Origin of the sequence: Tabrizicola sp., assembly GCF_041913445.1 — a bacterium.
Classification (GTDB): Bacteria; Pseudomonadota; Alphaproteobacteria; order Rhodobacterales; family Rhodobacteraceae; genus Tabrizicola.
Genome location: NZ_JAYSFG010000001.1, coordinates 235,472 through 259,269 on the forward strand (window position 1 = coordinate 235,472; position 23,798 = coordinate 259,269).

Genomic DNA, 23,798 nt, shown 5'->3' on the forward strand with positions numbered 1-23,798 from the left:
GTCAAGGAGCGGATATGGCGAAGACAACGCATCTCGCAAGGAGCTTCCCTCATGACCGTGACTGTCGGCATCAACGGCTTCGGCCGCATCGGGCGCTGCACGCTGGCGCATATCGCGGAATCGAACCGCAACGACGTGCAGGTGGTGGCGATCAATGCCACGGGGCCGGTCGAGACGAACGCCCATCTGCTGCGCTATGACAGCGTCCACGGCCGCTTCCCCGGCGTGGTGAAGGTGACCGACGACGGGCTGGACCTTGGCCGCGGGCCGATCCGGATGATGTCGACCTACAACCCCGAGGAACTGGACTGGTCGGGCGTCGACGTGGTGCTGGAATGCACCGGAAAGTTCAACGACCGCGACAAGGCGGCGGTGCACCTGGGGCGCGGCGCGAAGCGGGTGCTGGTCTCGGCCCCGGCCAAGCGGGCGGACCTGACGGTGGTCTACGGCGTGAACCATCGGAGCCTCCTCCCCGAGCATCTGGTGGTGTCGAACGCGTCCTGCACGACGAACTGCCTGGCGCCGCTCGCCAAGGTGCTGAACGAGGCGATCGGGATCGAATCGGGGATCATGACCACGATCCACAGCTATACCGGCGACCAGCCGACGCTGGACCGGCGGCACAAGGACCTCTATCGCGCCCGCGCGGCAGCGATGGCGATGATCCCGACCTCGACCGGGGCCGGGAAAGCCATCGGCGAGGTGCTGCCGGAGCTGGCGGGGAAGCTGGAAGGCAGCGCGATCCGGGTGCCGACGCCGAACGTCAGCGCGGTGGACCTGACCTTCATCGCGCAGAAGTCGGTCACGGTGGCCGAGGTCAACGAAATCGTAAGGGAAGCCTGCGCAGGTTACATGGGCATGGTCATGGCCTATGACCCCGAACCGAAGGTATCCATCGACTTCAACCACACGCCGCAATCGTCGATCTTCGCGCCCGACCAGACCAAGGTCGCGGGCCGTTCCGTCCGCGTGCTGGCGTGGTATGACAACGAATGGGGCTTCTCCTGCCGGATGGCCGACGTGGCCGGCGTCCTGGGGCGGCTCGCGCAGTAATCGGGGCGGGATGGCCCCTTGGGGGCCGTCTTGACCAACACCATCGCGCTCTGGCTGGGACTTCTCATCGTCGCCGGGATCATCGCCGACCTTGCCTTGAACGGCGGGTCGGCGCTGTTCTTTCTGGCGCGGAAGTTCCTCGACCTCATCGAATGGGTGGATTTCTGGAACTGAGACCGTCAAACTGCGGTTGCAATTCCCGCCGATATGGCTTTGTTAGCGCTATCGGGATACCCCCAGCTTCGGAGGAAGAGTCATGGCCGTCAAGGTTGCCATCAACGGGTTCGGACGCATCGGGCGCAACGTGCTGCGCGCCATCATCGAGTCCGGCCGCACCGACATCGAAGTCGTCGCGATCAACGACCTCGGCCCGGTGGAGACCAACGCCCACCTGCTGCGCTACGATTCGGTGCACGGAAAGTTCCCGGCGACGGTGACCACCGGCGCGGACACCATCGACGTGGGCCGCGGCCCGATCCGCGTCACGGCGCTGAAGAACCCGGCTGACCTGCCCTGGTCTGACGTCGACATCGTGATGGAATGCACCGGCATCTTCACCTCGAAGGAAAAGTGCCTGCCGCACCTGGAGAACGGCGCGAAGCGTGTGCTGATCAGCGCCCCCGGCGACGGCGCGGACAAGACCATCGTCTACGGCGTGAACCACAACACGCTGACGAAGGATGACATCGTCGTCTCGAACGCGTCCTGCACGACGAACTGCCTGTCGCCCGTGGCCTATGTGCTGAACAACGCCATCGGGATCGAGAAGGGCATGATGACCACGATCCACAGCTACACCGGCGACCAGCCGACGCTGGACACGATGCACAAGGACCTCTACCGCGCCCGGGCTGCGGCGCTGTCGATGATCCCGACCTCGACCGGCGCGGCCAAGGCCGTGGGCCTGGTCCTGCCGGAGTTGAAGGGCAAGCTCGACGGCTTCGCGATGCGCGTGCCGACGCCCAACGTCTCGGTCGTGGACCTGAAGTTCATCGCCAAGCGCGCGACGACGGTCGAGGAAGTGAATGCCGCGATCAAGGCCGCCGCCGATGGTCCGCTGAAGGGGATCCTCGGCTACACGAACGAAAAGCTCGTGTCGTCGGACTTCAACCACGACCCGCATTCCTCGGTCTTCCACATGGACCAGACCAAGGTGATGGACGGGACCTTCGTGTCGATCCTGAGCTGGTATGACAACGAATGGGGCTTCTCGAACCGCATGGCTGATACGGCCGTGGCGATGGGCAAGCTGATCTGAACCCTTTGAAATCGTGGCAGAAGGGGCACCAATCGGTGCCCTTTTTTGCATTTCAAGCCATGCAAACCTTGCATAGCCGCACCGCAGCATTGGCCGTTGTTGGCGCCCCTCGAAAGCATATGTTCCGGCCATGCGAGAGGGATAGCAGCTCTCGCCAAGAGAAAAGGACGATGACGATGACCTCTGTGTTTGAAATGCTGAAAACGGCGGCCGCGAACTACGCGCTTTACCGCCAGACCCGCAACGAGATTGCCAACCTGCCCGCCGACGTGGCGCTGGACCTCGGGATCTACCCGGGCGACGCGGACCGGATCGCGCGCGAAGCCGTGTATGGCAAGGCGGCCTGAGCCCACCGGGCTTAGTGACTGAATTCCAGGTGGGCCTCGGTCCCACCCTCCGGGCGGCGCTCCATAGCAAGGGTGCCGCCCAATTGTTTGGCGAACTGCCGTGCGATGGACAGGCCCAGGCTGCGGGCCCGGTCGATGTCGAAGCCTTCGGGCAGCCCCTGCCCGTCGTCCCTGATGCGCAGCACCGCGCGCCCGCGGTCGCTTGCATGCGTCAGCAGGACAGCGATCTGCCCCTGCTTCTCGCCGGGGAAGGCGTGTTCAAGGGTGTTCGCCAGCAACTCGGTCGCGATCAGTCCAAGGGGAACCGAGACCTCTGCCCCGACGTGAAGCGGCACGGCATCGACCGACAGCTTCACGCGGTTCGCCGCCCCGGCACTTTCCAGAAGGTCCCGGCTGGTGTCGGCCAGGAAGCGCGACATGTCCACGGTCTGGCCGGACGGGTCGTGGAGGTTGCGCATGATCCGGGCGACCAGGTCGATCCGGCGCACGGAATCGTCCAGCGCCAGCCCCGCCGCCTCGTCGCTGACCAGGCGTCGCTGCAATTTCATCAGCCCGGACACCGTGGCCAGGTTGTTCGAGACCCGGTGCTGCAATTCGTGGAACATCAGCCGCCGCTGTTCGGCCAGGATCGCTTTCGCCTGGCGCTCGGCGTCCAGCGCCCGCAGCGCGTGCTGCGCCAGGGCGACAAGGCCGATGTCAGTGACCGCGATGAAGACGTAGAACACCAGTGCGATGACGCTGGCCCCGGTCAGGGCGAAGCTGTTGACCGGCGGGATGAAGAAGTACCAGGCCGTGAACAGGCCCGCCACCGCCACGGCGATCCCGCAGGCGGTGCCAAGGAAGTAGCTGCACAGGATGATCGCGGGAAAGAAGGTCAGATAGGGAAAGCCGGGGGGCAAGGTGCCGTCCAGCTGGTAGCGGATCACGAAGGCCAGGACAAAGGCCAGAAGCGTCAGCCCCCAGCGCAGCGGCAGCGGAACCTGCACCGGGTCCCAACGGCTGATCGTTTCCACAAGGCTGCGACCCTGCACCGCTTACTCCACCGCTCGCGGGCGCAAGAGCCCCTGTCGCGATTTATGCTACCGCTTGAGATGGGCTTTCAAGGCTGACTGTACGGGAGGCGTCACGAATTTGGAAACGTCCCCGCCCAGTCGGGCGATTTCCTTCACCAGTTTCGAGGCGATGGCCTGCCGCCGGGCGTCGGCCATCATGAACACCGTCTCGATCGAGGAATCGAGCGCCCGGTTCATGCCCACCATCTGGAATTCGTATTCGAAATCCGCCACGGCGCGCAGGCCGCGGACAATGATCCCCGCGCCCACGTCGCGGGCGCAGTCGATCAGCAGGTTCTCGAACGGGTGGACGACGATCTCTCCCCCGGTCTTGGCCTGGATCGCGGCACATTCCGCCTCGACCATCGCGACGCGTTCCTCAAGGCTGAAGAGCGGCCCCTTGTCCCGGTTGATCGCCACCCCGATCACCAGCCGGTCGACCAGCGCCATCGCGCGCTGGATGATGTCGATATGGCCCAGAGTGATCGGGTCGAAGGTTCCCGGATAAAGCCCGATGCGCATGGCTCCCCCTTGGCAGCGTCACCCGCGCACGCAACGATATTGCGCGGACGGGCGCAAGCGCATTTCCGCCCTAGAATCCCTTGATCATGCCCTCAAGCGCTTCCTTTTCCGCCGCAAGCTCCATCAGCCGCGCTTTGACCACGTCACCGATGGAGATGAGGCCGACCATCTGGCCCTCCTCGATGACCGGCATGTGACGGAAGCGCCCGTCGGTCATCCGGCCGAGGACCGCGTCGGTGCCTTCCGTCCGGGTGCAGTGGATGATCTTCGCCGTCATCAGGGATTCAACCGGCTCGGACAGGCAGGCCGCGCCGCGCCGGCCCAGCTCGCGCACGATGTCGCGCTCCGAGACGATCCCCCGGGCCGACTTGCCGTCGGACGAGACGATCACCGCGCCGATGCGCTTGGCGGACAGAAGCTCGGCGACCTCCTGGACCGTTGTACCGGGTGCCACGGTGATAACGCCGAGATCGCCTTTGGATGCGAGGATCTGCTGTACGAGCATGGGACGGCCCCTCCTCTGACCGGAAGCCAAGGGTCCGTCCGACAAGGGGATTCTGTCAAGCGTGCGATGCGACCAGGGCGTCAAGCCGGCCCATCTCGGCCCGCGCCTCGCGGGTCAGCTGGTCGGCGAAGCGGTTCAGCCGGTCAAGCCGCGCGTCGCTTTCATGGCGGATCAGCCAGAAGCTGCGAGTGAGATGGATGCGGTCGGTCAGGATGCGGGTCAACTCGGGCGCGGCGGGAAGGGCGAAGTCGTGGACGACGCCGACCCCTGCCCCGGTGCGCAGCCAGTTGAGCTGGACGGAAACCGAGTTCGAGCTGAGCGTGGCCGGGCCGATCCCGATCTCGGCCAGGTAGTCGAGTTCCTTGTCGAAGATCATGTCGGGGATGTAGCCGACGATCCGGTGCGCCTGCAGGTCCTGGGGCGCGCGGATCGGCGGGGCCTTGGCAAGGTAGTCACGGCTGGCCGCCAGATGCAGCCGGTAGTCGGTCAGCTTCTGCACGGTCAGCCTTCCCGCCTCCGGGCGCGAAACGGCGATGGCCATGTCCGCTTCGCGCTTCGACAGGTTGAAGACGCGGGGAAGTGCGACGATCTGCACCTCCAACCCCGGATTCACATCGCAGATCCGCGCCAGGACCTGCGGCAGCAGGTAGTTCGCGCAACCATCCGGCGCGCCGAGGCGGATGAGGCCGGTCAGGCCACCGGGGCCGGAGAGGCTCTCCTCGGCCCCCAGCGCCGCCCGCTCTGCCTGCTCCGCATGGGGGATCAGCCGCGCGCCCTCTTCGGTCAGCGCATACCCCTGCGGCGATTTGGTGAAGAGCCGCGCCTTGGTCGCCTCTTCCAGGCGGGCGATGCGGCGGCCCACGGTGGCCGGGTCGATCTTCAGTCGCTTGCCCGCCGCAGACAGGCTTTCCGTCCGCGCCACGGCAAGGAACACGCGCAGGTCGTCCCAGTCCATCCGTGCATTCCTGCAAAACCCTTTTGGCACATTGCCGCTTTGTCTGGCGTTTGTGCAAGAGTAAAAGGGCGCCAACTCAAGGGAGGATTCCATGCAAGAGATCGGACACTGGATCAACGGCAAGATGGTGAAGGGCACGTCGGGCCGCTTCGCCGATGTCATGAACCCCGCCACCGGCGAAGTGCAGGCGCGGGTCGCGCTGGCCACGCAAGCCGAACTGGACCACGCGATCCAGGAGGCCGCCAAGGCGCAGGTCGCCTGGGCCGCCACCAACCCGCAGCGCCGCGCCCGCGTGATGATGGCCTTTGGCGCGCTGATCAACCAGAACATGGACAAGCTTGCCGAGATGGTCAGCCGCGAGCACGGCAAGACCATCCCCGACGCCAAGGGCGACGTGCAGCGCGGTCTTGAAGTGATCGAAGTCTGCATGGGCGCCCCCGCCATGCTGAAGGGCGAGGCGATGGACTCGGCCGGCCCCGGCATCGACCTTTACGCCATCCGCCAACCCCTTGGCGTCGTTGCCGGAATCACGCCGTTCAACTTCCCCGCCATGATCCCGCTGTGGAAGATCGGCCCCGCCCTCTCCTCGGGCAATGCGATGATCCTGAAGCCGTCGGAACGGGTGCCTTCGACCTCGCTCTTCCTCGCGGAACTCCTGCAACAGGCAGGCCTGCCGGATGGCGTCTTGCAGGTGGTGAACGGGGACAAGGACGTCGTCGACGGCATCCTTGACCACCCGGTGATCCAGGGCGTGGGCTTCGTGGGTTCCACCCCGATCGCGCAGTACATCTATGGCCGCGCCGCCGCGAACGGCAAGCGCGCCCAGTGCTTCGGTGGCGCCAAGAACCACATGATCATCATGCCGGACGCCGACCTCGACAAGGCCGCGGACGCGCTGGTGGGCGCGGGCTATGGCGCGGCGGGCGAACGCTGCATGGCGATTTCGGTGGCCGTCCCGGTCGGCGAAAAGACCGCCGATGCGCTGATCGAACGCCTGATCCCGCGGATCGAGAAGTTGAAGGTCGGCCCCTATACCGCTGGAAATGATATCGATTTCGGCCCCGTCATCACCAAGCAGTCCAAGGACCGCATCCTGGGCCTGATCAACTCGGGCGTCGAACAGGGCGCGAAGCTGGTGGTCGACGGCCGCGGCTTCAAGTTGCAGGGCTATGAGAACGGCTTCTTCGTCGGCCCCTCGCTTTTCGACCACGTCACCCCGGACATGGAGATCTACAAGCAAGAGATCTTCGGGCCGGTCCTCTCCACCGTCCGCGCGGGGTCCTATGACCAGGCGCTGAAGCTGGTGATGGACAACGAATACGGCAACGGGACCGCGATCTTCACCGCCGATGGCGACACGGCGCGCGACTTCGCAAGCCGGGTGAACGTCGGCATGGTCGGCATCAACTTCCCGATCCCGGTGCCGCTGTCGTACTTCTCCTTCGGCGGCTGGAAGAAGTCGGCCTTCGGCGACCTGAACCAGTACGGCCCCGACGCCTTCCGCTTCTACACCAAGACCAAGACCGTCACGGCGCGCTGGTTCTCTGGCATCAAGGAAGGTGCCAGCCTGAACTTCAAGGCGCTGGACTAAGCCTTTCGGGCGCGGTTTCCTGCGGGAACCGCGCCCGTCCTCGTCGCGTTCCCTCGCCACCCCGCTGGCGAGGCGCGCATGCGACCCCTGATCCTTTCCCTTCTGCTGCTGTCACCCCTGCCCGGCGTCGCCGCCGAATGCGGCTCGATTGTCGCCTCGGTCTGCGAGCGACCTCTGGACGACCCGCTTCCCGCTCGCAAGGTGCTGAAGGTCAAGCCCACCGTCACGCCCTATCTCGTCGGCGACCGCTTTCCCGTCGAGGACCACTCCTTCGTCATGGACCCCGCGCGCTATGGCCTTGCGCCTTCCGACGGGACCTGGCGCTACTACGCGCTGTCCGGCGTCGTCTACAGGGTGCTGAACGGCTCGGGCGAGGTGCTCGAGGTGATCCGCAGCCGCCGCACCTCGCATCTGCGCTGAAACCTGCCGAGAGGGTGGGCATCCGGAACCCCAGGCCCGAACTGGCCGTTCTCCCTGCAGAACGGAGCAGAAAAGGAGGCTGACATGCCCCGCATCAAGACCATCCTCGCCGCCACCGTTGCGGCTTTTACTGTGGCGGGAACGCCGGTTCTGGCCGACACGGTCATCAAGACCTGTCCGCCGGGCCTGGCCAAGAAGGACCCCGCCTGCGTGCCCCCCGGCCAGGTCGGCAAGTCCTGGACCCCCGATCGCGTCTATGTCGAAGGTGACCGCATCCGCGGCGACTACGTGATCATCCCCGAGGCGGAATGGGAGGAGCTTTCCCTGACGCCCATCGCGGACGACACGGTCTATGTGGTGATCGACAACCAGATCGTTCGCGTCAAGCAGAGCAACCTGGTCGTGATCGAACCGATCCGCATCCTGGAGAACGTGCTGAACTGAGGCACAGGCGTAGGGTGGGAAACTTGCCCACCCTACTCTGCCGCGATGCGCCGCGGTTTCAGCAGGTCCTTGAGATAGCGACCGGTATGGCTCGCCTCGACCTTCACCACATCTTCCGGAGTGCCGACCGCCACGATCTCACCGCCGCCATCGCCACCCTCGGGACCGATGTCGATGACCCAGTCGGCGGTCTTGACCACGTCGAGGTTGTGCTCGATCACCACCACGGTATTCCCCTGTTCCACAAGGGAATGAAGCACTTCCAGGAGTTTCCTCACATCCTCGAAGTGCAGGCCGGTGGTCGGCTCATCGAGTATATACAGCGTCCGGCCCGTGGCCCGGCGGCTGAGTTCCTTGGACAGCTTCACCCTTTGCGCCTCACCGCCTGAGAGCGTCGTCGCCTGCTGGCCGACCTTGATGTAGCCCAGGCCCACTTCGCACAGCGCCTCCATCTTCTCGCGGATCGCCGGGACTGCCTGGAAGAAGTCGCGCGCGTCTTCGCAGGTCATGTCAAGAACGTCGGCGATGCTCTTGTTCTTGAACTTGATTTCCAAAGTCTCGCGGTTGTAGCGGTGGCCCTTGCAGGTCTCGCAGGTGACGTAGACGTCGGGCAGGAAGTTCATCTCGATCTTGAGCACACCATCGCCCTGGCACGCCTCGCAGCGGCCGCCCTTGACGTTGAAGCTGAACCTTCCCGGCCCGTAGCCCCGCGCTTTCGACTCCGGCAGCCCGGCGAACCAGTCGCGGATCGGGGTGAAGGCGCCCGTGTAGGTCGCCGGGTTCGACCGGGGGGTGCGGCCAATGGGGCGCTGGTCGATGTCGATGACCTTGTCCAGATGCTCGAACCCCTTGATCGTCTCGCAAGGCGCCGGCGTCTCATGCGCGCCATTCAGGCGCATGGCGGCGGTCTTGAACAGGGTCTCGATGGTGAGCGAGGACTTCCCGCCCCCCGACACGCCCGTCACGCAGACGAACTTGCCCAGCGGAAACTCCGCCGTGACGTTCTTCAGGTTGTTGCCCGTCGCGCCGACCACGGTCAGCGTCTTGCCATTCCCCTTGCGGCGGGTCTTCGGCACGGAAATCTCCCGCGCACCCGAAAGGTACTGCCCGGTCAGGCTGGCCGGGTCCGCTGCCACCTCTTGCGGCGTGCCGTGGCTCACGACCATCCCGCCATGCACCCCGGCCCCCGGCCCCATGTCGAAGACATAATCCGCCTCGCGGATCGCGTCCTCGTCATGCTCGACGACAAGCACCGTGTTCCCCGCGTCGCGCAGGTTCTTCAGCGTGGTCAGAAGCCGGTCGTTGTCGCGCTGATGCAACCCGATCGACGGCTCGTCCAGCACATACAGCACTCCGGTCAGGCCGCTCCCGATCTGGGACGCCAGGCGGATCCGCTGCGACTCCCCGCCCGAAAGCGTGCCCGCCGCGCGGCTCATCGTCAGGTAGTTGAGGCCGACATTCACAAGGAATCCAAGACGTTCGCGGATTTCCTTAAGGATCGCCCGCGCGATCTCGTTCTGCTGCTTGGTCAGCGTGTCGGCCACCCCCTCGACCCAGGCGAGGCTTTCGCTGATGGACATCTGCACCACCTGCCCGATGTGCAGCCCCGCGATCTTCACCGCCAGCGCCTCGGGCTTCAGCCGGTAGCCGCCACAGGCCCCGCAGGCGCGGTTCGACTGGAAGCGCTCCATCTCCTCGCGGGACCAGGCGCTGTCGGTCTCGCGGTAACGGCGTTCCATGTTGGGGATGATCCCCTCATAGACCCGCTTGACCTGGTAGACCCTCCCGCCCTCGTCATAGCGGAACTCGATCTCCTCGCCTTTCGAGCCGCGCAGGAACAGCTCCTTCACGGTCTCCGGCAGGTCTTTCCACTTGGCCTTCAGGTTGAAGCCATAGTGCTTGGACAAGGCCTCCATCGTCTGGGTCAGGTAGGGCGATTTTGACTTGGCCCAGGGCGCGATGGCGCCTTGCAGGAGCGTCAGGTTCTGGTCGGGGACGACCAAGCGTTCGTCGAAGAAGAGCTCCATTCCCAACCCGTCGCAGACCGGGCAGGCGCCGAAGGGGGCGTTGAAGGAAAAGAGGCGCGGCTCGATTTCGGCGATGGTGAAGCCGCTGACCGGACAGGCGAATTTCTCGGAATAGGTGATGCGGGTGGGCTCCGCGCCTTCGGCGACGTCGGCCAGTTCGATGACCGCGATCCCGTCCGCCAGGTTCAGCGCGGTGCGGAAGCTGTCCGCGAGCCGCGTCTCGATCCCTTCCCGCACGACGATCCGGTCCACCACGACGTCGATGTTGTGGCGGAACTTCTTGTCCAGGGTCGGCGGCTCTTCCAGCTCATAGAAGGCCCCGTTGACCTTGACGCGCTGGAAGCCCTGTTTCCGAAGCTCCAGGAACTCCTTCTTGTACTCGCCCTTCCGGTCCCGGATGATCGGGGCCAGCAGATAGGCGCGCGTCCCCTCGGCCATCGCCATGACGGCGTCGACCATGTCCTGCACCTGCATCGCGGTGATCGGCAGGCCGGTCGCGGGGGAATAGGGTGTTCCCACGCGGGCGAACAGCAGGCGGAGATAGTCATAGATCTCGGTCACCGTGCCGACGGTCGACCGCGGGTTCTTCGAGGTGGTCTTCTGTTCGATACTGATGGCGGGCGAGAGGCCGGAGATGTGGTCGACATCCGGCTTGCCCATCATGTCGAGGAACTGTCGGGCATAGGCCGACAGGCTTTCGACATACCGCCGCTGGCCTTCCGCATAGATCGTGTCGAAGGCCAGGGATGACTTGCCCGACCCTGAAAGCCCGGTAATCACCACCAACTGGTCGCGCGGAATCGCGACGTCCACGCCCTTCAGGTTATGCTCGCGCGCACCGCGCACTTCGATGAACTTCTGTTCCGCCATGACCGACCCCAAAGGTGCAGGCGCAAGACATAGTGCGAATTCGCCGAGTCTCCAACCGGAAAAAGTGAACGGAACATGAACGCACAACAGGATCAGGCGGGCTTTACTTTGTCATCTTCCAAGCTATATAGGTATTGTCCTTCAAACGAGGTGTTCCCGATGCTGTCTGCCTTCCCCTCCCAACCCCAAGCCCGCCCCTCCATTGCCGAAATCGCCGATCAGGTGGCCCAGGGCCGGATGCTCCTGATCGATGTCCGTGAGGTTGCCGAGGCCAAGGCCTCTGGCGTGGCGCAAGGGGCGCGGTTGATCCCGCTGTCGCTGCTCGGCCTGAAGGCCGACCCGAAGCACCCGGATTGCGAGCTGCCACATGGGATGCCGGTGGCGGTCTACTGCGCTGCGGGCGGGCGGTCGGCGATGGCGGCGGATGCGCTGGCGCGGCTGGGCTACGGGCCGGTCGTCAACATCGGCGGCTTGCGCGACTGGGCGGCGGGCGGCGGGAAGGTCGTCGCCTACTAGACCAAGCGGGCGCGGCGGGCCTTCTGCAGGGCGTGGACGGCAATGCCGACGCCGCAGAGGAGGAGAGCCGCCGTTGCCAAGCCGGCAGGTCCGGTGCTGGCCAGAAGGGCGGCGAGGACCGGCGTACCGGTGGTGGTCCCCAGGTTCCCCAGCTGGGCGACCGCCCCGGCCGCCCGCGCGCGGTCTTCGGGACTGGCGTTCAGTTCCGGGATCGAGGCGAAGCTTGCACCTTGGACAATGCCAAGCGCGCCCGACAGGAGGAAGCCGCCCGCCACCATGCCCGCCCCCTCCCCCCAGCTGAGCCACAGGATCAGGAAGCCCGGGACGGCGACGGCGTAGCCGAGCTGAACCAGGCGAACCGCGGACATGCGGCCGAGGAGCCAAACGCCCAGCGTCAGCGAAACGGCGATGGAGACGAGGGGCATCCCCGCGGCGATGAGGGCGCGATTGGTGGCCGGGGTTTCCGGGGGCAGGAGCGTTAGGACGGCGACGTAGAGGAAGGTGTAGCAGCAGAACCCCATCGCGGGGGCGGCGAGGCGGGGGGAGAGGTAGATGGCGGCGTGCTGGGCGAGGAGGTTGCCCATCGGGAGCGCCTGCCCCTTCGGGTCGGGTGGCAGGGTCAGGGCCAGGATCCCGGCAAGGACGGCCATATAGGCGGCGTGGCCGAGGAAGAGCCCGGTAGGCGTCGCAAGCGGGCCGATCAGGGCGAGGATGGTGTAGGTGACGCCGAAGAAGCTGGACCAGAGGGTCATGGCGAGGGGGCGGCGGTGTTCGGGGGCCAAGGCCGCGATCATTGTGGGACCGACGACGACGATGGCGAGGTGGGAGGCGCCCTCGATGATGCGGGAGGCCAGCATCAGGGGGTAGGCGGGCATCAGGCTCTGGAGGGCGGACATCGCGGCCCCGGCGGCCAGCGCGGCCACGATGGCGCGGCGGGGGCCGATGCGGGCGACGAGGAGGCCGGCGGTCGTGCCGAAGATCAGGCCGACCATCCCGACAATGGAGACGACGAGGCCGAGGGCGACCTCGCCATTCCCGCCATAGGAGGCGCGGAGGTCCTCGTAGAGGATGGAAATCTTCCCGAACTGGGCGGCGGCGCCGAGGCCGGCGGCCCAGAGGAGGAGGACGAGGAGCATGGGGGGAAGCGGGCGCATTCCGGATTGGTAGCCGGTTTGGGGGCGGGAGACCAGAGGGGTGTCCACAGTGGACAAACGCGGGTCTGTTCGTCTTTTCAAAGGCTTGACCGCGGGCGTTAGGGGTTTCTTTACTTTTGCAAAACCGCCCGTCGTCGACTTCGTGGCTCCTCGCTGAGGTCCGGGCGGGAGCCGGATAAAGTATTCGCTTTCTCTGCGACGAGAAGCCGAAGGCGCACGAGGAGCCTGCCTAGTCCTTCTGAGCCATCGCCCAGGCGACGACCGGAAAGTCCGGGTCGTTCGTCAGGTCGTCGTCATCGCGCAGGGCGGGCGGCCAGGGAACCTCAAGGTTCCGCTGCGCGACGTGGCGGTTGCCCCATTGGAAGGACTGCACGAAATCCTCCTGAAAACCGCTTTCAACCAGCAGGTTCTTCAACCCGCGCGCGGTCCAGCGCGAACAGTCGACCGGCGCCCCGTGGAAGGGCGCGAAGAACGGGACTGCCACCCAGAACCAGCCGCCTTTCCGCAGCATCCGGTAGATGTTGCGGGTGGCTGCATAGGGGCGGTCAAGATGCTCCCAGACCTGGTTGGCCAGAATCAGGTCGAAACGGGCGACCTTGCCGGCCTCGTCCAGCATCGGCCCCTTGCAAGGGTCGAACTTCCAGCGGTTCAGCGCTTGGTAGCTGCGGAAGGGGAAGCTCTCGCCCCATTTGCCCGAAAGCTCCAGGACGTCCAGCTGCTCGGGGCCAAGACTGGTGATCCAGTCCCGGCTTTCCCGCTGCATGACGGCCCGGTTCAGCGACCGCATCAGATGTGAAGCGCGCGTCCGTAGGCGTCGAGAACGGCCTCGTGCATCATCTCGGACAAGGTCGGGTGCGGGAAGACGGTGTTCATCAGGTCTTCCTCGGTCGTCTCCAGCGTGCGCCCGACAACATAGCCCTGGATCAGCTCGGTCACTTCCGCGCCTACCATGTGGGCGCCCAGAAGCTCCCCGGTCTTGGCATCGAAAACGGTTTTCACCATGCCTTCCTGTTCGCCGAGCGCGATGGCCTTGCCATTGCCGATGAAGGGGAAGCGGCCGACCTTGACCTGATAGCCCGCCTCTTTCGCCTTGGCTTCCGTCAGGCCCACCGAGGCCACCTGCGGGTGGCAATAGGTGCAGCCGGCGATGGAGTTCGGCTTGATCGGATGCGGATGGCCGCCCGCGATCAGTTCGGCGACCATGACGCCTTCGTGGCTGGCCTTGTGGGCAAGCCAGGGCGCTCCGGCGATGTCGCCGATGGCATAAAGCCCCTCGACCCCGGTGCGGCAGTATTCGTCAGTCACGACATGGGTGCGGTCTATCTTCACGCCCAGGGCCTCAAGCCCCAGATTCTCCACGTTGCCGACGATGCCCACGGCGCTGATGACCGTGTCGAAGTCCTGCGTGGCGACCTTCCCGTCCTGCTCGATATGGGCGGTGACCCCCTGCCCCGGCTTGCGGTCGAGTTTCTTCACCGCAGCCTTCTCCAGGATCTTCATGCCCTGCTTCACGAACTGCTTCTTGGCAAAGGCGCTGATCTCGGCGTCTTCGACGGGAAGGATGCGGTCCATGACTTCAACGACGGTGGTGTCCGCGCCCAGGGTGTTGAAGAAGCTCGCAAATTCGATGCCGATGGCACCCGAGCCGATGACGAGAAGCTTCTTCGGCATCCGGCTGGCGACGAGGGCGTGCTTGTACGACCAGACGAGATCGCCGTCAGCCTCCAGCCCCGGCAGTTCGCGCGCGCGGGCGCCGGTGGCGAGGATGATGGACTTCGCGGTCAGCTCCTCGGTGCCCTTGTCGGTCTTGACGGACACGATGCCCTTCTTCGGCAGCGTGGCCGTGCCCATGAAGACGGTGACCTTGTTCTTCTTCATCAGATGGCCGATGCCACCCGAGAGCTGCTTGGCCACCGCACGGGAACGCGCGACGACGGCGGGCAGGTCATAGCCGATGCCCTGGGCCGAGAGGCCGAATTCCTTGGCGCGGTGCATCAGGTGGAAGACCTCGGCCGAGCGCAGAAGCGCCTTGGTCGGGATGCAGCCCCAGTTCAGGCAGATGCCGCCCAGGTGTTCGCGTTCGACGATGGCGACCTTCAGGCCGAGCTGGCTGGCGCGGATGGCGGCGACATAGCCCCCCGGTCCGGCACCGATCACGATCACGTCGAAGCTTTGGGCAGCCATCTTTCCCTCCTCCAGAAAAAGTAGTTTGCCATTAAACTATCTGGCAAACCCAAGCAATATTGGGGTCGCCGTGGGCCTATGCGTCGGGCGCATGGCTTTCCTCCTGCTCGGCCTTCAGCCGGTTGACCACGGCCGGATAGGCCCCGGCGTCGAGGAAGGCCTGTTCCTCGGTCGTCGTCTCGCGGCCCAAGGCGGCGTTGCGGAAGGGGAAGCGGCCGAAGCGGGCGATGATCTCGCGGTGCGCCTTCGCGTGGAGGAGGTAGTCGGCATCCTCGACCATGCGGGCGGAGTAAAGCTCCACGGACCATTCCTGGTCGGAGAGGTCCTCGGAATGCTCGAAGGGCAGGTAGAAGAAGGTGCGTTCGGGTTCGGGCACGGCGATGTCCCAGCCAAGCGCCACGGCGCGGCGGGCGGCGGCGCGGGCGCGGGCGTCGGTGGCGAAGGCGCGGGCCTCGCCGCGGAACATGTTGCGGGGGAACTGGTCGGTCAGGATCAGGTAGGCGAGCGTCCCCGTGGGACCTTCGACCCAGTGCTCGAGGTTCCCGTCATGCGCGGCCTGCCAGAGGTCGAGGAAGCGGTCGCGGCAGGCCAGGTCCACCTCCTCACCGCCGTTGAACCAGCCTTTCGGGCCGATTTCGGTGATCCAGAAGTCCAGGAGTTCGACGGGGTCTGACATGGGGCCTCCCTTGACAGGGCAAGCCTTGCAGGGTTCGCGCGGCGCTGCAACCCGAAGATGTCAGGCGGCGTCCTTCCGGGGCGGGTCGTCCTTGGCGGCTTCCTCAAGCACGGTCTCGACCGCAAGGGGCGAGGCACCGGGCACGACGCCCCGGAAGGCGCCCGAAACGGTGGGCGCGGCGCGGCGGGTCATGCGGTAGAGCGCGTAGGCGGCAAGGGCGGCGTAGAGGAAGCCGATGAAGAGGAAGAAGCCCGAGGGGCCCACCTGCTCCATCATCCAGCCGGTGGCGGTGGGGCCAAAGACGGCGCCGAAGCCGTTGAGGAAGATGAGCCCGGCCGAGGCGCCGGCCATCTGGTCGCGCGGCAGGAAGTCGTTCGTGTAGGCGATGAGGAGCGCGTAGACAGGGTTCGTGATCCCGCCGAGGATCATCGCGACGCCCACCAACGCGGCGAAGGGCAAGGGCAGAAGCGCGGCGGCCAGCATCGCGACCGTGGCGGCGGCAGAGAGGCCCATGATCAGCGTCCGGCGATCCATCCGGTCCGAGGCCCAGCCGATCGGGTACTGCAGCAGGAGCCCGCCCACGTACATCGCGCCGACGAAGATCGAGATCTGGCTGACCGTCAGCCCCTCCTGCGCGCCCCAGACCGAAGCCATGCCGAACATGGCCGAGAAGATGCCCCCCGTCAGCAGCATCCCGGCGCAGCCGAGGGGTGAGATGGCGAAGAGGCGCTTGAACGACAGGCGGCGGTTCGAATCGAAGGCGGGCGCGGGAGTGGGGGCCAAGAGGATCGGCATGAAGGCGAGCGAGACCAGCACCGAGGGCAGGATGAAGAGCGCAAAGCCCGTGGGGTCGGGGAGGTTCAGAAGCACCTGCGACGCGATGATGCCGATCATCTGGACGATCATGTAGGCCGACAGCGCCTGGCCCCGCGTGTCGTTCGAGGCGGTGTTGTTGATCCAGCTTTCGGCGGTGATGTAGATGCCCGAGAAGCAGAAGCCCGCAAGAACCCGCAGCACGGTCCAGACCACCCAGTCCGGGTAGACCGGGTAGATCACCAGGATCGCCGAGATGAGCGAGCCGAGCGCGGCGAAGACCCGGACATGGCCGACCTGGCGGATCATCATCGGTGCCGCCCAGGAGCCGAAGAGGAAGCCCAGGAAATAGGCGGCCATCACGTAGGAGAGCTGGTAGGTGGTGAAGCCCTCGAGGTTGCCGCGGATGCCCAGAAGCGTGCCCTGAATGCCGTTCCCCACCATCAGGAGCATGATGCCCATCAGGAGCGGCCAGGAATGGGTAAGAACCTTGAGCATCGTCGCATCCTGCCGGGCCGGAACTGCGGGCCTGCCTGCCCGAAGTTTCGGCACATGGCAAGGCCGCTGCCAGAGGTTCGGCCAGAAACCGAAATTGTGTGGGATACACCCGTTGAATTCGCGTGCGCATTTCCCACCTACGCAAAAAAGCACATCAGGGAGAAGGCCATGAGCGACCAGGACGACACGATCCTCCGCGACCGCTTCGATGGCGTTCTTGACGCCCACGAGCTTGCCGCCGCCCGCGCCTCGGGCAAGGCGCTGGCCTATTGTCCGCTGCAACAAGGCTGGGTGCATCATGCCGAGGGTGAAGACGATACCGCCCCGCCCCTGTCCTGGCAGGTGGGCACCCTGCCCCTTCACAAGCAGATCACCGGAACGCCCGTCCATGCCCGGCCCCAGACGCTGACCTTGCGGGTCTGGGTCGAGGATGACCTGGCCATCTACCGCGCGCTGATGAGCGACCCGGACCTTTGGACCTTCATGCTGGAGGACCCGCCGGCCGCCCCGGACGACGAGATGGCCCGCGCCCTTATCGCGCTGTCGACCGAGGGCACGCATCACAAGGTGCGGGTGGCGAGCATCGGCGGGCAGCCTGTGGGACAGGTGCGGCTGGAATACGGCTCCCGCCCCGAGACGGCCGAACTCAGCTACTGGATGGGCGCGGCCCATCGTTGCAAGGGTCTGGGTCGGCAGATGGTGCTGCGGTTCCTGGACCGGCTGGCGGTCCGCAAACCGCATATCACCCGGATCACCGCCCGCGTCCATCCAACGAACGCGGCCTCGAAGCGCCTGCTTCTGGCCTGCGGCTTCCAACCCTGCGACCGGGCGACGCTGGACCTTGCCCCGCGTGGCCGCGACCGCGGCGACTGGGAGGGCTTCGTCTTCACCCGTTAGGGATCAGAAGCGAACTGTCCCCGTAGGAGAAGAAGCGGTAGCCTTCCTGCACCGCGTGGGCATAGATCCTGCGGATGCGCTCTTCGCCCATCAGGGCCGAGACCAGCATCACCAGCGTCGATTTCGGCAGGTGGAAGTTGGTCATCAGCGCATCCGTCACGCGGAAGCGGTAGCCAGGGTAGATGAAGATGTCGGTCTCGGCCTCGAACGGGTGCAGGACCCCGGCCTCGTCCGCGGCACTTTCGATCAGCCGCAGTGCCGTGGTGCCGACGGGGATCACCCGACCCCCTGCCCGCTTTGTCGCGTTGATCTCCTCGGCCGCCGCTGCCGTGACGCGGCCCCATTCGGCATGCATCCGGTGGGTGGTCACATCCTCGACTTTGACCGGGAGGAAGGTGCCCGCGCCGACGTGGAGCGTGACTTCGGTGAACTCCACCCCTTTGGCGGCAAGCGCCTTCAGAAGATCCTCGTCGAAATGCAGCGAGGCCGTCGGGGCCGCGACCGCGCCGGTATGGCGGGCAAAGACGGTCTGATAGTCGGTCCGGTCCTGGTCGTCGGCGGCGCGCTTCGCGGCGATATAGGGCGGCAGCGGCATCACCCCGGCCTCGGCCAGGGCCTTGTCGAAATCCTCTCCGGTCAGGTCGAATGTGAGCGTCAGGTCGGTTTCCGACTTTTCGGCCACCGTGGCGGACAGCCGGTCCGAGAAGCGGATCACCTCGCCCACCTGCACCTTGCGCAAGGGTTTGGCCAAGGCGCGCCAGCCCACGGCACGGGGTTCCAGAAGCGTGATTTCCACCTTGGCCACCGCCTCGCCGCGCTGGCGGGTGCCGAAGAGGCGTGCGGGAAGGACCTTGGTGTTGTTCAGGACCAGCCGGTCACCGGGGCGGAAGATGTCCACGAGGTCGTAGACATGCCGGTCACTGATCCGGTCGCCCTCGGCAAGGAGCAAGCGTGCCGACGTGCGCGGGCGGGCAGGCCGGGTGGCGATCAGGCCCTCGGGCAGGTCGAAGTCGAAATCGGAAAGTTTCATCCGCCCCCCTCGGCGTCCTTCAGGTTGGGGGGGCGCTGGCGGAAAAGCTCGCGGAACATCCCCGGCGTCAGCACCGACAGCGGGTTGACCGAGACCTCCGGCGCCTCGGCCGTGCCGGTGACCCGGTAGTTGAAGCCGAAAAGCCCCTCGCCGCGCCGTGTCAGGATCTGCCCCACCCCGTTGACCAGATAGATCGGCGAGATCACCCCCTGCAGGTCGATCGCGCCCGAGCCGGTGAGGTAGAGCCCCGCGAAGGAAATGCCAAGCGAGGCGCCGACGGCCGAGCCTTGCGTGATCTCGACCGCCCGGGGGGTCAGGATGAACGAGACGTCGCCGTTGTTGAAGGCAAGCCCCTCGCCGTTCAGCTGTTCCAGAAGGCCCACGACCGAGACGGCGGAGAGAAGTTCGGCCAGGGCTGGCGCGCCCTGGACGCGCATCCGGGTGAAGGTGGCCGCACCGTTGTATTCGCCCTCGGGTCCGCGGGGGAAAAGCGTCATGTCCAGCGCCCCGCCACGGCCCTTGTCGAAGATGCCGGCGGCGGCCATCACGGCGCCCGCGTTCTGCGAGGTGATGCGGATGGCGCTTCCGGTCTCGGCGGGGGCGACGATGCCCTCGATCAGCGCCATGTCGTTGACGGCGGCGACGAAGCGGCCGCTGAAGCCGCCGCGGCTGCCGAACTCGCCGCGGAAATCGGTGAGGCTGATGCCTTCGGAGATGCGCAAGCGGTCGAGGCGGACGTCGATGGGTCCGCCGCCCCCGGCATCGCCGCCAGAGTCCGGCATCCGGCGCATGTCGAGGCTGCCGCCGGTCAGCGCCACATCCAGCGCGCCGCGGCCCCGCCCCGTCAGTGTGACCGCAGCGTCCAGCCAGTCCCCGGCGACGACCCGCTCGAAGGTCGCCCTCTCCAACCCGCCGCCCTCTCGCGTCGTGATGCGGCCGCGTGCGTCCAGACCGGGGGCGTCGAGGGTCAGGCGTTCCACCACCGGCTCACGCGAGAGGCGGGCCTCGAGGTCCAGCGAAGCCCGGGTCTTGGCCCCTTTCGACCAGCCAAGCGCATCGAGGCGCAAGGCGAGGCCGGTGAGGTTCGACGTCAACGTCAGTTGCGGCGGCAGGTCCTTGACCAGGGCCACGTCGATGGCGGCTGGCCCCTCGCCCCTGACCGAACCGGCGGGAAGCTCGATGCCGAAGTCACGCAGGACCTCGTCCGACAGCATCACCGTCCCGTTGACCCGCGCGCGGCCCTTCTGTTCCGGCCCGAAGCCCTGGCGGTAGGTCAGGTCCACCGGCATGATGTCGAGCTTGCCCTTGCCCTTCAGCTCCAGCCCTTCGGTGTTGACCGCGACCTCGATCTCGGGCGCGGTCAGGATGCGGCCGGGGACGAGCGCGGGCGAGGTGAAGTTGCGGATGGTGCCCGCGACGGTGAAGCTGAGCTCCTCGAAGGGGATCTTAGGCTTCAGCGGCATCAGGATGGTGGCGGCAAGCTCGGCCCGTCCGTCGCCCAGGTTGTAGGGCTGCCCGGCCTTGGAGAAGAAGCTGAACGGCTCCTGGTCCAGAAGCGACAGGGTGGCCGTGAGGCTGGCCGAGGTGACGAGGTCGACCTTGGCGGTCGCGGGCCGCTGGTTGATGTCCAGGATCTGAAAGACGGTGCCGTCGGCCTCGATCCGGCCCCCCTCGGGCGCGATGACGTGACCCTTGTCCAGCGCGACGGTGTAGGTCTTGTTGTCCAGGGTCGCGTGGCCGCTGCCGTTCAGGATCGGCGGCAGGGTGCGGACGAAGCGGACCTCGGTGTCGGAGAACTCGTAGCCCAGCGTGAACTGGGGCTGGCCGCCGGGTTGCAGGCGCAGCGCGGCCTGCACGTCGGTCATCAGCCCCGCGCCCACATTCGTCGCGAACCAGGTCCGGGTGCGCGGCACGACCGAGACCGGCCAGACCTTCAGAAGCCTTTCGGTCTCGATCCGGTTCAGGCCAAGGTCCAGCGCCACCCGCCAGCCGCCCTCGGTCGTCTCGGCCGCGCCCGAAAGGAGGAGGCGTTCGTCACCCTCGACCAGCGAGACCTGGCCAATGTCGATGCGGAAGGGCTTCAGTTGCAGCCGCAGGTCGAGCGCCCCCTGGCTGAAGCGAACCGGCTCCTCGAAAAGCCCTTCGGGGTCGACCATGACCTCGGTCACCGCGATCTGCGCCAGCACGCTGTCGGGAAGCGCGCCGGGTGCCACGGGCGCGCCGTCCGCGGTTAGAAGATCGCCGTGGCCGCTGGCGGTGAGGCGCAGCGAGGGGCTTTCGACCGAAAGGCCGGAAAGCTCGATGCGGGCGGTCTCGGGTCGGTAGGCAAGCGACAGGGCGGCGCGGTCAAAGCCGATGGGCCGCGCGCCCTGCCCCGGAGCGAGGCTGCCGGCCGCAAGGCCAAGCTCTGCGGTCAGGCCGCTGAACCGCCCGTCCTCGCCCAGCCGCCCCTCAAGCGCGCCCGAGATCGGGGCCTCGACGAAGGACAGGAAAGCCAGCGGCGGGGCCATCGCGGCAAGGTCGGTGGCGGCAATGTTGTCCACCTTGGCGGTCAGGTGCGCCGTCTCGGCCCCCTTGTCGGACACGAGCGTCAGCACGGCCTGGGCCGGGACCGTGCCCTGCAACAGCGTCAGCCCCAGCTCGGCCGAGATCGCGCTCTCGCCGTTCTCGATCACCAGCCGCCCGTCGCCCACCTGCCAGGTGCGCCCCGCGCGTTCGTCAGTCAGCACCAGGGTCAGCCCCTCGGCCTCGATCGTGGCCAGCGAGGCAAGGCCCGGGCTGGCGAAGGCCGTCTCGACGGCGGTCAGGACCTCGGAAACGCTGCGCGGACCGGCGCCGGTCGGGCTGCCCTCGAACTGCAGGTCGATCCGACCCGCCGCGTCGCGCCGGACGGCCAGGCGCGCCCCGGACAGCCGCACCTGGGATGGGCGGACCTTTCCCGACAGGAGCGCCTGCGGATCGAAGGCCACCATCGCCTCGGGCAGCGTCAGCAGCGACCGCCCGGTGTCGCCGATCAGCCGGATGTCATCCAGCCGGAAGCGCGGGACGAAATCGCTGTCCACCGCCAGTTCGACCGCGCCCAGCGACACGGCGGTCCCCTTCGGCAGCCGCGTCTGCTCAAGTCCCCGGTTCAGCCGCGTCTCGATCTCGGCCACGCCCCAGGTCGGCACCCGGATCGTCTGGCCGGTATAGGCCATCGTCAGGTAGCCGAAACCCAGCACCAGCACGACGAGCGTCAGCACCACGGTCAGGCTGATCCCGCCGCGCCTGCGCAACCGTCGGGCGCGCGGATGCCTGGGGGCGGCAGTTGACGGGGGAGGCACGGGATCGGTCAGCACGAGGGGTTCGCTGCGCACCGGCGCGGCAACGGGACCCTGTCCGTCCTCCCTGCCCGCCGACTGGTCGTTCATCTAAGCCTGGCGCCCCGCTGCAAAGCCCGCCACCCGGACCGGGTGACGTGCGCAATCCCTGCCTTTATCTTTGTCCGAAGGCAACTAGATGCCAAATCACATCAGGCCACAAGGCAAGGAGCCGCCCATGATTTCCGAAGGACAGACCGCCCCCGATTTCACCCTGCCCCGCGACGGCGGCGCCACCGTGACGCTTTCGGCGCTGCGGCCGGGAAAGGTGGTGCTGTACTTCTACCCCAAGGACGACACGCCCGGCTGCACGCTGGAGGCGCAGGACTTCAACGCCCGCCAGGCCGACTTCGCCGCCGCGGGCACCACGGTGATCGGCGTGTCGAAGGACAGCGTGAAAAGCCACGACAAGTTCTGCAAGAAGCACGGGCTGGGCGGGATCATCCTCGCCTCGGACGAGACGGGCCATACCTGCGAGGACTACGGCGTCTGGCTTGAGAAAAGCATGTACGGCAAGACCTATATGGGGATCGAGCGGACGACCGTGCTGATCGACGGTGCGGGCAAGGTGGCGCGCGTCTGGAACAAGGTCAGCGTGAAGGGCCATGCCGACGAGGTGCTGGCGGCAGCGAAGGCGTTGTGAGATAGGGCCCAAATTCCTTCGAAGGAATTTGCAAAAGTCTTCGAAGACTTTTGGGGGACAGCAGGATGACGCAAAGCCTGGCGGAAATGGCAGTCGAGGTGCTGACCACTGCCGATGGCCGCACGAAGACCGCCCTGGGGCGCAAGCACGCGGCGACATGGTTCGCCGCGCGCGACGCGGGACACGCGCTTCCCGTGGGTCGCGCCGCGCCGCCCTTGCGCCCTGCGCGCCCCGAAAAGCCCGAGCTCCTGTCCCCGAAGGACGTCCCCCGGCGCCGCCCGGGGTCACCCGAGGGACGGATCGCCCTTCTGCACGCCGTGGCGCATATCGAGCTCAATGCCGTCGACCTGCACTGGGACATCATCGCCCGCTTCACCGACCAGCCGATGCCCCTGGGATTCTACGACGACTGGGTGAAGGCCGCGGACGAGGAAGCCAAGCATTTCAACCTGATCTGCGACTGTCTTGAGGCGATGGGCAGCCATTATGGCGCGCTGCCCGCCCATGCCGGCATGTGGCGCGCGGCGGAAGACACGGTCGGCGACCTGCACGGCCGCCTGGCCGTGGTGCCGATGGTGCTGGAAGCGCGCGGGCTGGACGTCACCCCGGGCATGATCGACATCTTCCGCAAGCATGGCGAGACCCAGGCCCTGGCCGCGCTCGAGGTCATCTATGCCGAGGAGGTCGGCCACGTCGCCTATGGCTCGAAATGGTTCAACTGGCTTTGCGGCAGGGACGGGAGCGATCCTAAAGAGGTCTTCCACGCCCTGGTGCGCCGGTATTTCCACGGCCAGCTGAAACCGCCCTTCAACGAGGAAAAACGCGCCGACGCCGGGCTTCCGCCCGATTTCTACTGGCCCCTGGCCGAGGACGTTGATTGAATCGGCGGTTTCTTGCCGATCAATTCCACCTCCCACGCGGAAAAACTCCCTTCGTGGTCAAAATTGTTGCGGCCCTGTAACGCGATGGCTAATCAGGTCCGGA

23 protein-coding genes are annotated in these 23,798 nt (G+C 66.4%); 11 read left to right on the plus strand and 12 right to left on the minus strand.

What is annotated here, in order from left to right; genetic code table 11:
* Nucleotides 1-51: 51 nt before the first annotated feature.
* The 4 genes from gap (ACE3Q6_RS01245) to ACE3Q6_RS01260 all read left to right on the plus strand — a co-directional run bounded on the left by gap (ACE3Q6_RS01245) (nucleotide 52) and on the right by ACE3Q6_RS01260 (nucleotide 2,658).
* Nucleotides 52-1,053, plus strand: coding sequence for a type I glyceraldehyde-3-phosphate dehydrogenase (gene gap / locus ACE3Q6_RS01245; RefSeq protein WP_374426921.1), 1,002 nt, complete (start codon nucleotides 52-54; stop codon nucleotides 1,051-1,053).
* Between the two features lie 30 nt (nucleotides 1,054-1,083).
* On the plus strand, nucleotides 1,084-1,227 hold the full coding sequence (locus ACE3Q6_RS01250; protein ID WP_374426924.1) for a glyceraldehyde-3-phosphate dehydrogenase: 144 nt from the start codon (nucleotides 1,084-1,086) through the stop codon (nucleotides 1,225-1,227).
* A gap of 82 nt (nucleotides 1,228-1,309) precedes the next feature.
* Nucleotides 1,310-2,311 carry a type I glyceraldehyde-3-phosphate dehydrogenase gene (gap, locus tag ACE3Q6_RS01255; RefSeq protein WP_374426927.1) on the plus strand — a complete coding sequence of 334 codons (1,002 nt, stop codon included), beginning with the start codon at nucleotides 1,310-1,312 and terminating at the stop codon, nucleotides 2,309-2,311.
* Between the two features lie 170 nt (nucleotides 2,312-2,481).
* Entirely contained in the window at nucleotides 2,482-2,658 is a 177-nt protein-coding gene (locus ACE3Q6_RS01260; RefSeq protein WP_374426930.1) for a DUF1127 domain-containing protein, read from the plus strand.
* 11 nt (nucleotides 2,659-2,669) lie between these two features.
* On the opposite strand, the gene ACE3Q6_RS01265 is transcribed toward ACE3Q6_RS01260, so the two are convergent.
* From ACE3Q6_RS01265 to ACE3Q6_RS01280, 4 genes are all read right to left on the minus strand, one after another.
* Nucleotides 2,670-3,689 carry a sensor histidine kinase gene (locus ACE3Q6_RS01265; RefSeq protein ID WP_374426933.1) on the minus strand — a complete coding sequence of 340 codons (1,020 nt, stop codon included), beginning with the start codon at nucleotides 3,687-3,689 and terminating at the stop codon, nucleotides 2,670-2,672.
* Between the two features lie 48 nt (nucleotides 3,690-3,737).
* A complete protein-coding gene (gene coaD / locus ACE3Q6_RS01270; RefSeq protein WP_374426936.1) occupies nucleotides 3,738-4,232 on the minus strand; it encodes a pantetheine-phosphate adenylyltransferase in 495 nt (164 codons plus the stop codon).
* 70 nt (nucleotides 4,233-4,302) lie between these two features.
* Nucleotides 4,303-4,737 carry a CBS domain-containing protein gene (locus tag ACE3Q6_RS01275; protein WP_374426939.1) on the minus strand — a complete coding sequence of 145 codons (435 nt, stop codon included), beginning with the start codon at nucleotides 4,735-4,737 and terminating at the stop codon, nucleotides 4,303-4,305.
* A gap of 55 nt (nucleotides 4,738-4,792) precedes the next feature.
* On the minus strand, nucleotides 4,793-5,692 hold the full coding sequence (locus ACE3Q6_RS01280) for a LysR family transcriptional regulator (protein WP_374426942.1): 900 nt from the start codon (nucleotides 5,690-5,692) through the stop codon (nucleotides 4,793-4,795).
* 91 nt (nucleotides 5,693-5,783) lie between these two features.
* Between ACE3Q6_RS01280 and ACE3Q6_RS01285 the strand changes: the two genes are divergently transcribed.
* The 3 genes from ACE3Q6_RS01285 to ACE3Q6_RS01295 all read left to right on the plus strand — a co-directional run bounded on the left by ACE3Q6_RS01285 (nucleotide 5,784) and on the right by ACE3Q6_RS01295 (nucleotide 8,147).
* The gene (locus tag ACE3Q6_RS01285; RefSeq protein WP_374426945.1) at nucleotides 5,784-7,283 is read left to right on the plus strand and encodes a CoA-acylating methylmalonate-semialdehyde dehydrogenase; all 1,500 of its coding nucleotides are present in this window, start codon (nucleotides 5,784-5,786) and stop codon (nucleotides 7,281-7,283) included.
* Between the two features lie 78 nt (nucleotides 7,284-7,361).
* A complete protein-coding gene (locus ACE3Q6_RS01290; RefSeq protein ID WP_374426948.1) occupies nucleotides 7,362-7,703 on the plus strand; it encodes a hypothetical protein in 342 nt (113 codons plus the stop codon).
* A gap of 84 nt (nucleotides 7,704-7,787) precedes the next feature.
* Nucleotides 7,788-8,147, plus strand: a complete 360-nt coding sequence (locus tag ACE3Q6_RS01295; RefSeq protein ID WP_374426951.1) for a hypothetical protein — start codon at nucleotides 7,788-7,790, stop codon at nucleotides 8,145-8,147.
* Nucleotides 8,148-8,179: 32 nt separating this feature from the next.
* Here ACE3Q6_RS01295 and uvrA read toward each other — a convergent pair whose 3' ends face one another.
* Nucleotides 8,180-11,044: an excinuclease ABC subunit UvrA gene (uvrA, locus tag ACE3Q6_RS01300; RefSeq protein WP_374426953.1), complete on the minus strand. Its 2,865-nt coding sequence runs from the start codon at nucleotides 11,042-11,044 to the stop codon at nucleotides 8,180-8,182.
* 159 nt (nucleotides 11,045-11,203) lie between these two features.
* Here uvrA and ACE3Q6_RS01305 point away from each other — a divergent pair, with 159 nt between their 5' ends.
* Nucleotides 11,204-11,560: a rhodanese-like domain-containing protein gene (locus ACE3Q6_RS01305; RefSeq protein ID WP_374426956.1), complete on the plus strand. Its 357-nt coding sequence runs from the start codon at nucleotides 11,204-11,206 to the stop codon at nucleotides 11,558-11,560.
* Here the strand turns inward: ACE3Q6_RS01305 and ACE3Q6_RS01310 are convergent.
* The 5 genes from ACE3Q6_RS01310 to ACE3Q6_RS01330 all read right to left on the minus strand — a co-directional run bounded on the left by ACE3Q6_RS01310 (nucleotide 11,557) and on the right by ACE3Q6_RS01330 (nucleotide 16,885).
* Nucleotides 11,557-12,714 carry an MFS transporter gene (locus ACE3Q6_RS01310; RefSeq protein ID WP_374426959.1) on the minus strand — a complete coding sequence of 386 codons (1,158 nt, stop codon included), beginning with the start codon at nucleotides 12,712-12,714 and terminating at the stop codon, nucleotides 11,557-11,559. The two genes, ACE3Q6_RS01305 and ACE3Q6_RS01310, sit on opposite strands and share 4 nt — an antisense overlap.
* A 229-nt stretch (nucleotides 12,715-12,943) precedes the next feature.
* Nucleotides 12,944-13,501, minus strand: coding sequence for a class I SAM-dependent methyltransferase (locus ACE3Q6_RS01315; RefSeq protein ID WP_374426962.1), 558 nt, complete (start codon nucleotides 13,499-13,501; stop codon nucleotides 12,944-12,946).
* Nucleotides 13,501-14,898 carry a dihydrolipoyl dehydrogenase gene (gene lpdA / locus ACE3Q6_RS01320; RefSeq protein ID WP_374426965.1) on the minus strand — a complete coding sequence of 466 codons (1,398 nt, stop codon included), beginning with the start codon at nucleotides 14,896-14,898 and terminating at the stop codon, nucleotides 13,501-13,503. Before lpdA ends, ACE3Q6_RS01315 begins: the two co-directional genes overlap by 1 nt.
* A 76-nt stretch (nucleotides 14,899-14,974) precedes the next feature.
* Nucleotides 14,975-15,574 (minus strand): DUF924 family protein, encoded by a 600-nt coding sequence (locus tag ACE3Q6_RS01325; protein ID WP_374426968.1) that lies wholly within the window; start codon nucleotides 15,572-15,574, stop codon nucleotides 14,975-14,977.
* Between the two features lie 60 nt (nucleotides 15,575-15,634).
* Complete coding sequence (locus ACE3Q6_RS01330) at nucleotides 15,635-16,885, minus strand: MFS transporter (protein ID WP_374426971.1); 1,251 nt, start codon at nucleotides 16,883-16,885, stop codon at nucleotides 15,635-15,637.
* A 168-nt stretch (nucleotides 16,886-17,053) separates the two neighbouring features.
* Here ACE3Q6_RS01330 and ACE3Q6_RS01335 point away from each other — a divergent pair, with 168 nt between their 5' ends.
* Nucleotides 17,054-17,782, plus strand: coding sequence for a GNAT family N-acetyltransferase (locus ACE3Q6_RS01335; protein WP_374426975.1), 729 nt, complete (start codon nucleotides 17,054-17,056; stop codon nucleotides 17,780-17,782).
* Here ACE3Q6_RS01335 and queA read toward each other — a convergent pair.
* Both queA and ACE3Q6_RS01345 read right to left on the minus strand, forming a co-directional pair.
* Nucleotides 17,772-18,812: a tRNA preQ1(34) S-adenosylmethionine ribosyltransferase-isomerase QueA gene (gene queA, locus ACE3Q6_RS01340; RefSeq protein WP_374426978.1), complete on the minus strand. Its 1,041-nt coding sequence runs from the start codon at nucleotides 18,810-18,812 to the stop codon at nucleotides 17,772-17,774. The genes ACE3Q6_RS01335 and queA overlap by 11 nt on opposite strands.
* Complete coding sequence (locus ACE3Q6_RS01345; protein WP_374426984.1) at nucleotides 18,809-22,222, minus strand: hypothetical protein; 3,414 nt, start codon at nucleotides 22,220-22,222, stop codon at nucleotides 18,809-18,811. The genes queA and ACE3Q6_RS01345 overlap by 4 nt, the downstream gene beginning before the upstream one ends.
* Nucleotides 22,223-22,349: 127 nt before the next feature.
* Here ACE3Q6_RS01345 and ACE3Q6_RS01350 point away from each other — a divergent pair, with 127 nt between their 5' ends.
* Both ACE3Q6_RS01350 and ACE3Q6_RS01355 read left to right on the plus strand, forming a co-directional pair.
* Entirely contained in the window at nucleotides 22,350-22,814 is a 465-nt protein-coding gene (locus tag ACE3Q6_RS01350; RefSeq protein ID WP_374426992.1) for a peroxiredoxin, read from the plus strand.
* Nucleotides 22,815-22,879: 65 nt separating this feature from the next.
* A complete protein-coding gene (locus ACE3Q6_RS01355) occupies nucleotides 22,880-23,695 on the plus strand; it encodes a ferritin-like domain-containing protein (RefSeq protein ID WP_374426995.1) in 816 nt (271 codons plus the stop codon).
* Nucleotides 23,696-23,798: the final 103 nt, after the last annotated feature.

What these genes read in the sequence shown, in the direction of transcription:
- ACE3Q6_RS01335 (WP_374426975.1), top strand. Translation starts at nt 17,054, where the DNA reads ATGAGCGACCAGGACGACACGATCCTCCGCGACCGCTTCGATGGCGTT.
- ACE3Q6_RS01280 (WP_374426942.1), bottom strand. Translation starts at nt 5,692, where the DNA reads ATGGACTGGGACGACCTGCGCGTGTTCCTTGCCGTGGCGCGGACGGAA.
- ACE3Q6_RS01285 (WP_374426945.1), top strand. Translation starts at nt 5,784, where the DNA reads ATGCAAGAGATCGGACACTGGATCAACGGCAAGATGGTGAAGGGCACG.
- coaD (WP_374426936.1), bottom strand. Translation starts at nt 4,232, where the DNA reads ATGCGCATCGGGCTTTATCCGGGAACCTTCGACCCGATCACTCTGGGC.
- ACE3Q6_RS01355 (WP_374426995.1), top strand. Translation starts at nt 22,880, where the DNA reads ATGACGCAAAGCCTGGCGGAAATGGCAGTCGAGGTGCTGACCACTGCC.
- ACE3Q6_RS01330 (WP_374426971.1), bottom strand. Translation starts at nt 16,885, where the DNA reads ATGCTCAAGGTTCTTACCCATTCCTGGCCGCTCCTGATGGGCATCATG.
- lpdA (WP_374426965.1), bottom strand. Translation starts at nt 14,898, where the DNA reads ATGGCTGCCCAAAGCTTCGACGTGATCGTGATCGGTGCCGGACCGGGG.
- ACE3Q6_RS01260 (WP_374426930.1), top strand. Translation starts at nt 2,482, where the DNA reads ATGACGATGACCTCTGTGTTTGAAATGCTGAAAACGGCGGCCGCGAAC.
- ACE3Q6_RS01310 (WP_374426959.1), bottom strand. Translation starts at nt 12,714, where the DNA reads ATGCGCCCGCTTCCCCCCATGCTCCTCGTCCTCCTCCTCTGGGCCGCC.
- ACE3Q6_RS01295 (WP_374426951.1), top strand. Translation starts at nt 7,788, where the DNA reads ATGCCCCGCATCAAGACCATCCTCGCCGCCACCGTTGCGGCTTTTACT.
- gap (WP_374426921.1), top strand. Translation starts at nt 52, where the DNA reads ATGACCGTGACTGTCGGCATCAACGGCTTCGGCCGCATCGGGCGCTGC.
- gap (WP_374426927.1), top strand. Translation starts at nt 1,310, where the DNA reads ATGGCCGTCAAGGTTGCCATCAACGGGTTCGGACGCATCGGGCGCAAC.
- ACE3Q6_RS01290 (WP_374426948.1), top strand. Translation starts at nt 7,362, where the DNA reads ATGCGACCCCTGATCCTTTCCCTTCTGCTGCTGTCACCCCTGCCCGGC.
- ACE3Q6_RS01315 (WP_374426962.1), bottom strand. Translation starts at nt 13,501, where the DNA reads ATGCGGTCGCTGAACCGGGCCGTCATGCAGCGGGAAAGCCGGGACTGG.
- queA (WP_374426978.1), bottom strand. Translation starts at nt 18,812, where the DNA reads ATGAAACTTTCCGATTTCGACTTCGACCTGCCCGAGGGCCTGATCGCC.
- ACE3Q6_RS01305 (WP_374426956.1), top strand. Translation starts at nt 11,204, where the DNA reads ATGCTGTCTGCCTTCCCCTCCCAACCCCAAGCCCGCCCCTCCATTGCC.
- ACE3Q6_RS01345 (WP_374426984.1), bottom strand. Translation starts at nt 22,222, where the DNA reads ATGAACGACCAGTCGGCGGGCAGGGAGGACGGACAGGGTCCCGTTGCC.
- ACE3Q6_RS01275 (WP_374426939.1), bottom strand. Translation starts at nt 4,737, where the DNA reads ATGCTCGTACAGCAGATCCTCGCATCCAAAGGCGATCTCGGCGTTATC.
- ACE3Q6_RS01325 (WP_374426968.1), bottom strand. Translation starts at nt 15,574, where the DNA reads ATGTCAGACCCCGTCGAACTCCTGGACTTCTGGATCACCGAAATCGGC.
- uvrA (WP_374426953.1), bottom strand. Translation starts at nt 11,044, where the DNA reads ATGGCGGAACAGAAGTTCATCGAAGTGCGCGGTGCGCGCGAGCATAAC.
- ACE3Q6_RS01350 (WP_374426992.1), top strand. Translation starts at nt 22,350, where the DNA reads ATGATTTCCGAAGGACAGACCGCCCCCGATTTCACCCTGCCCCGCGAC.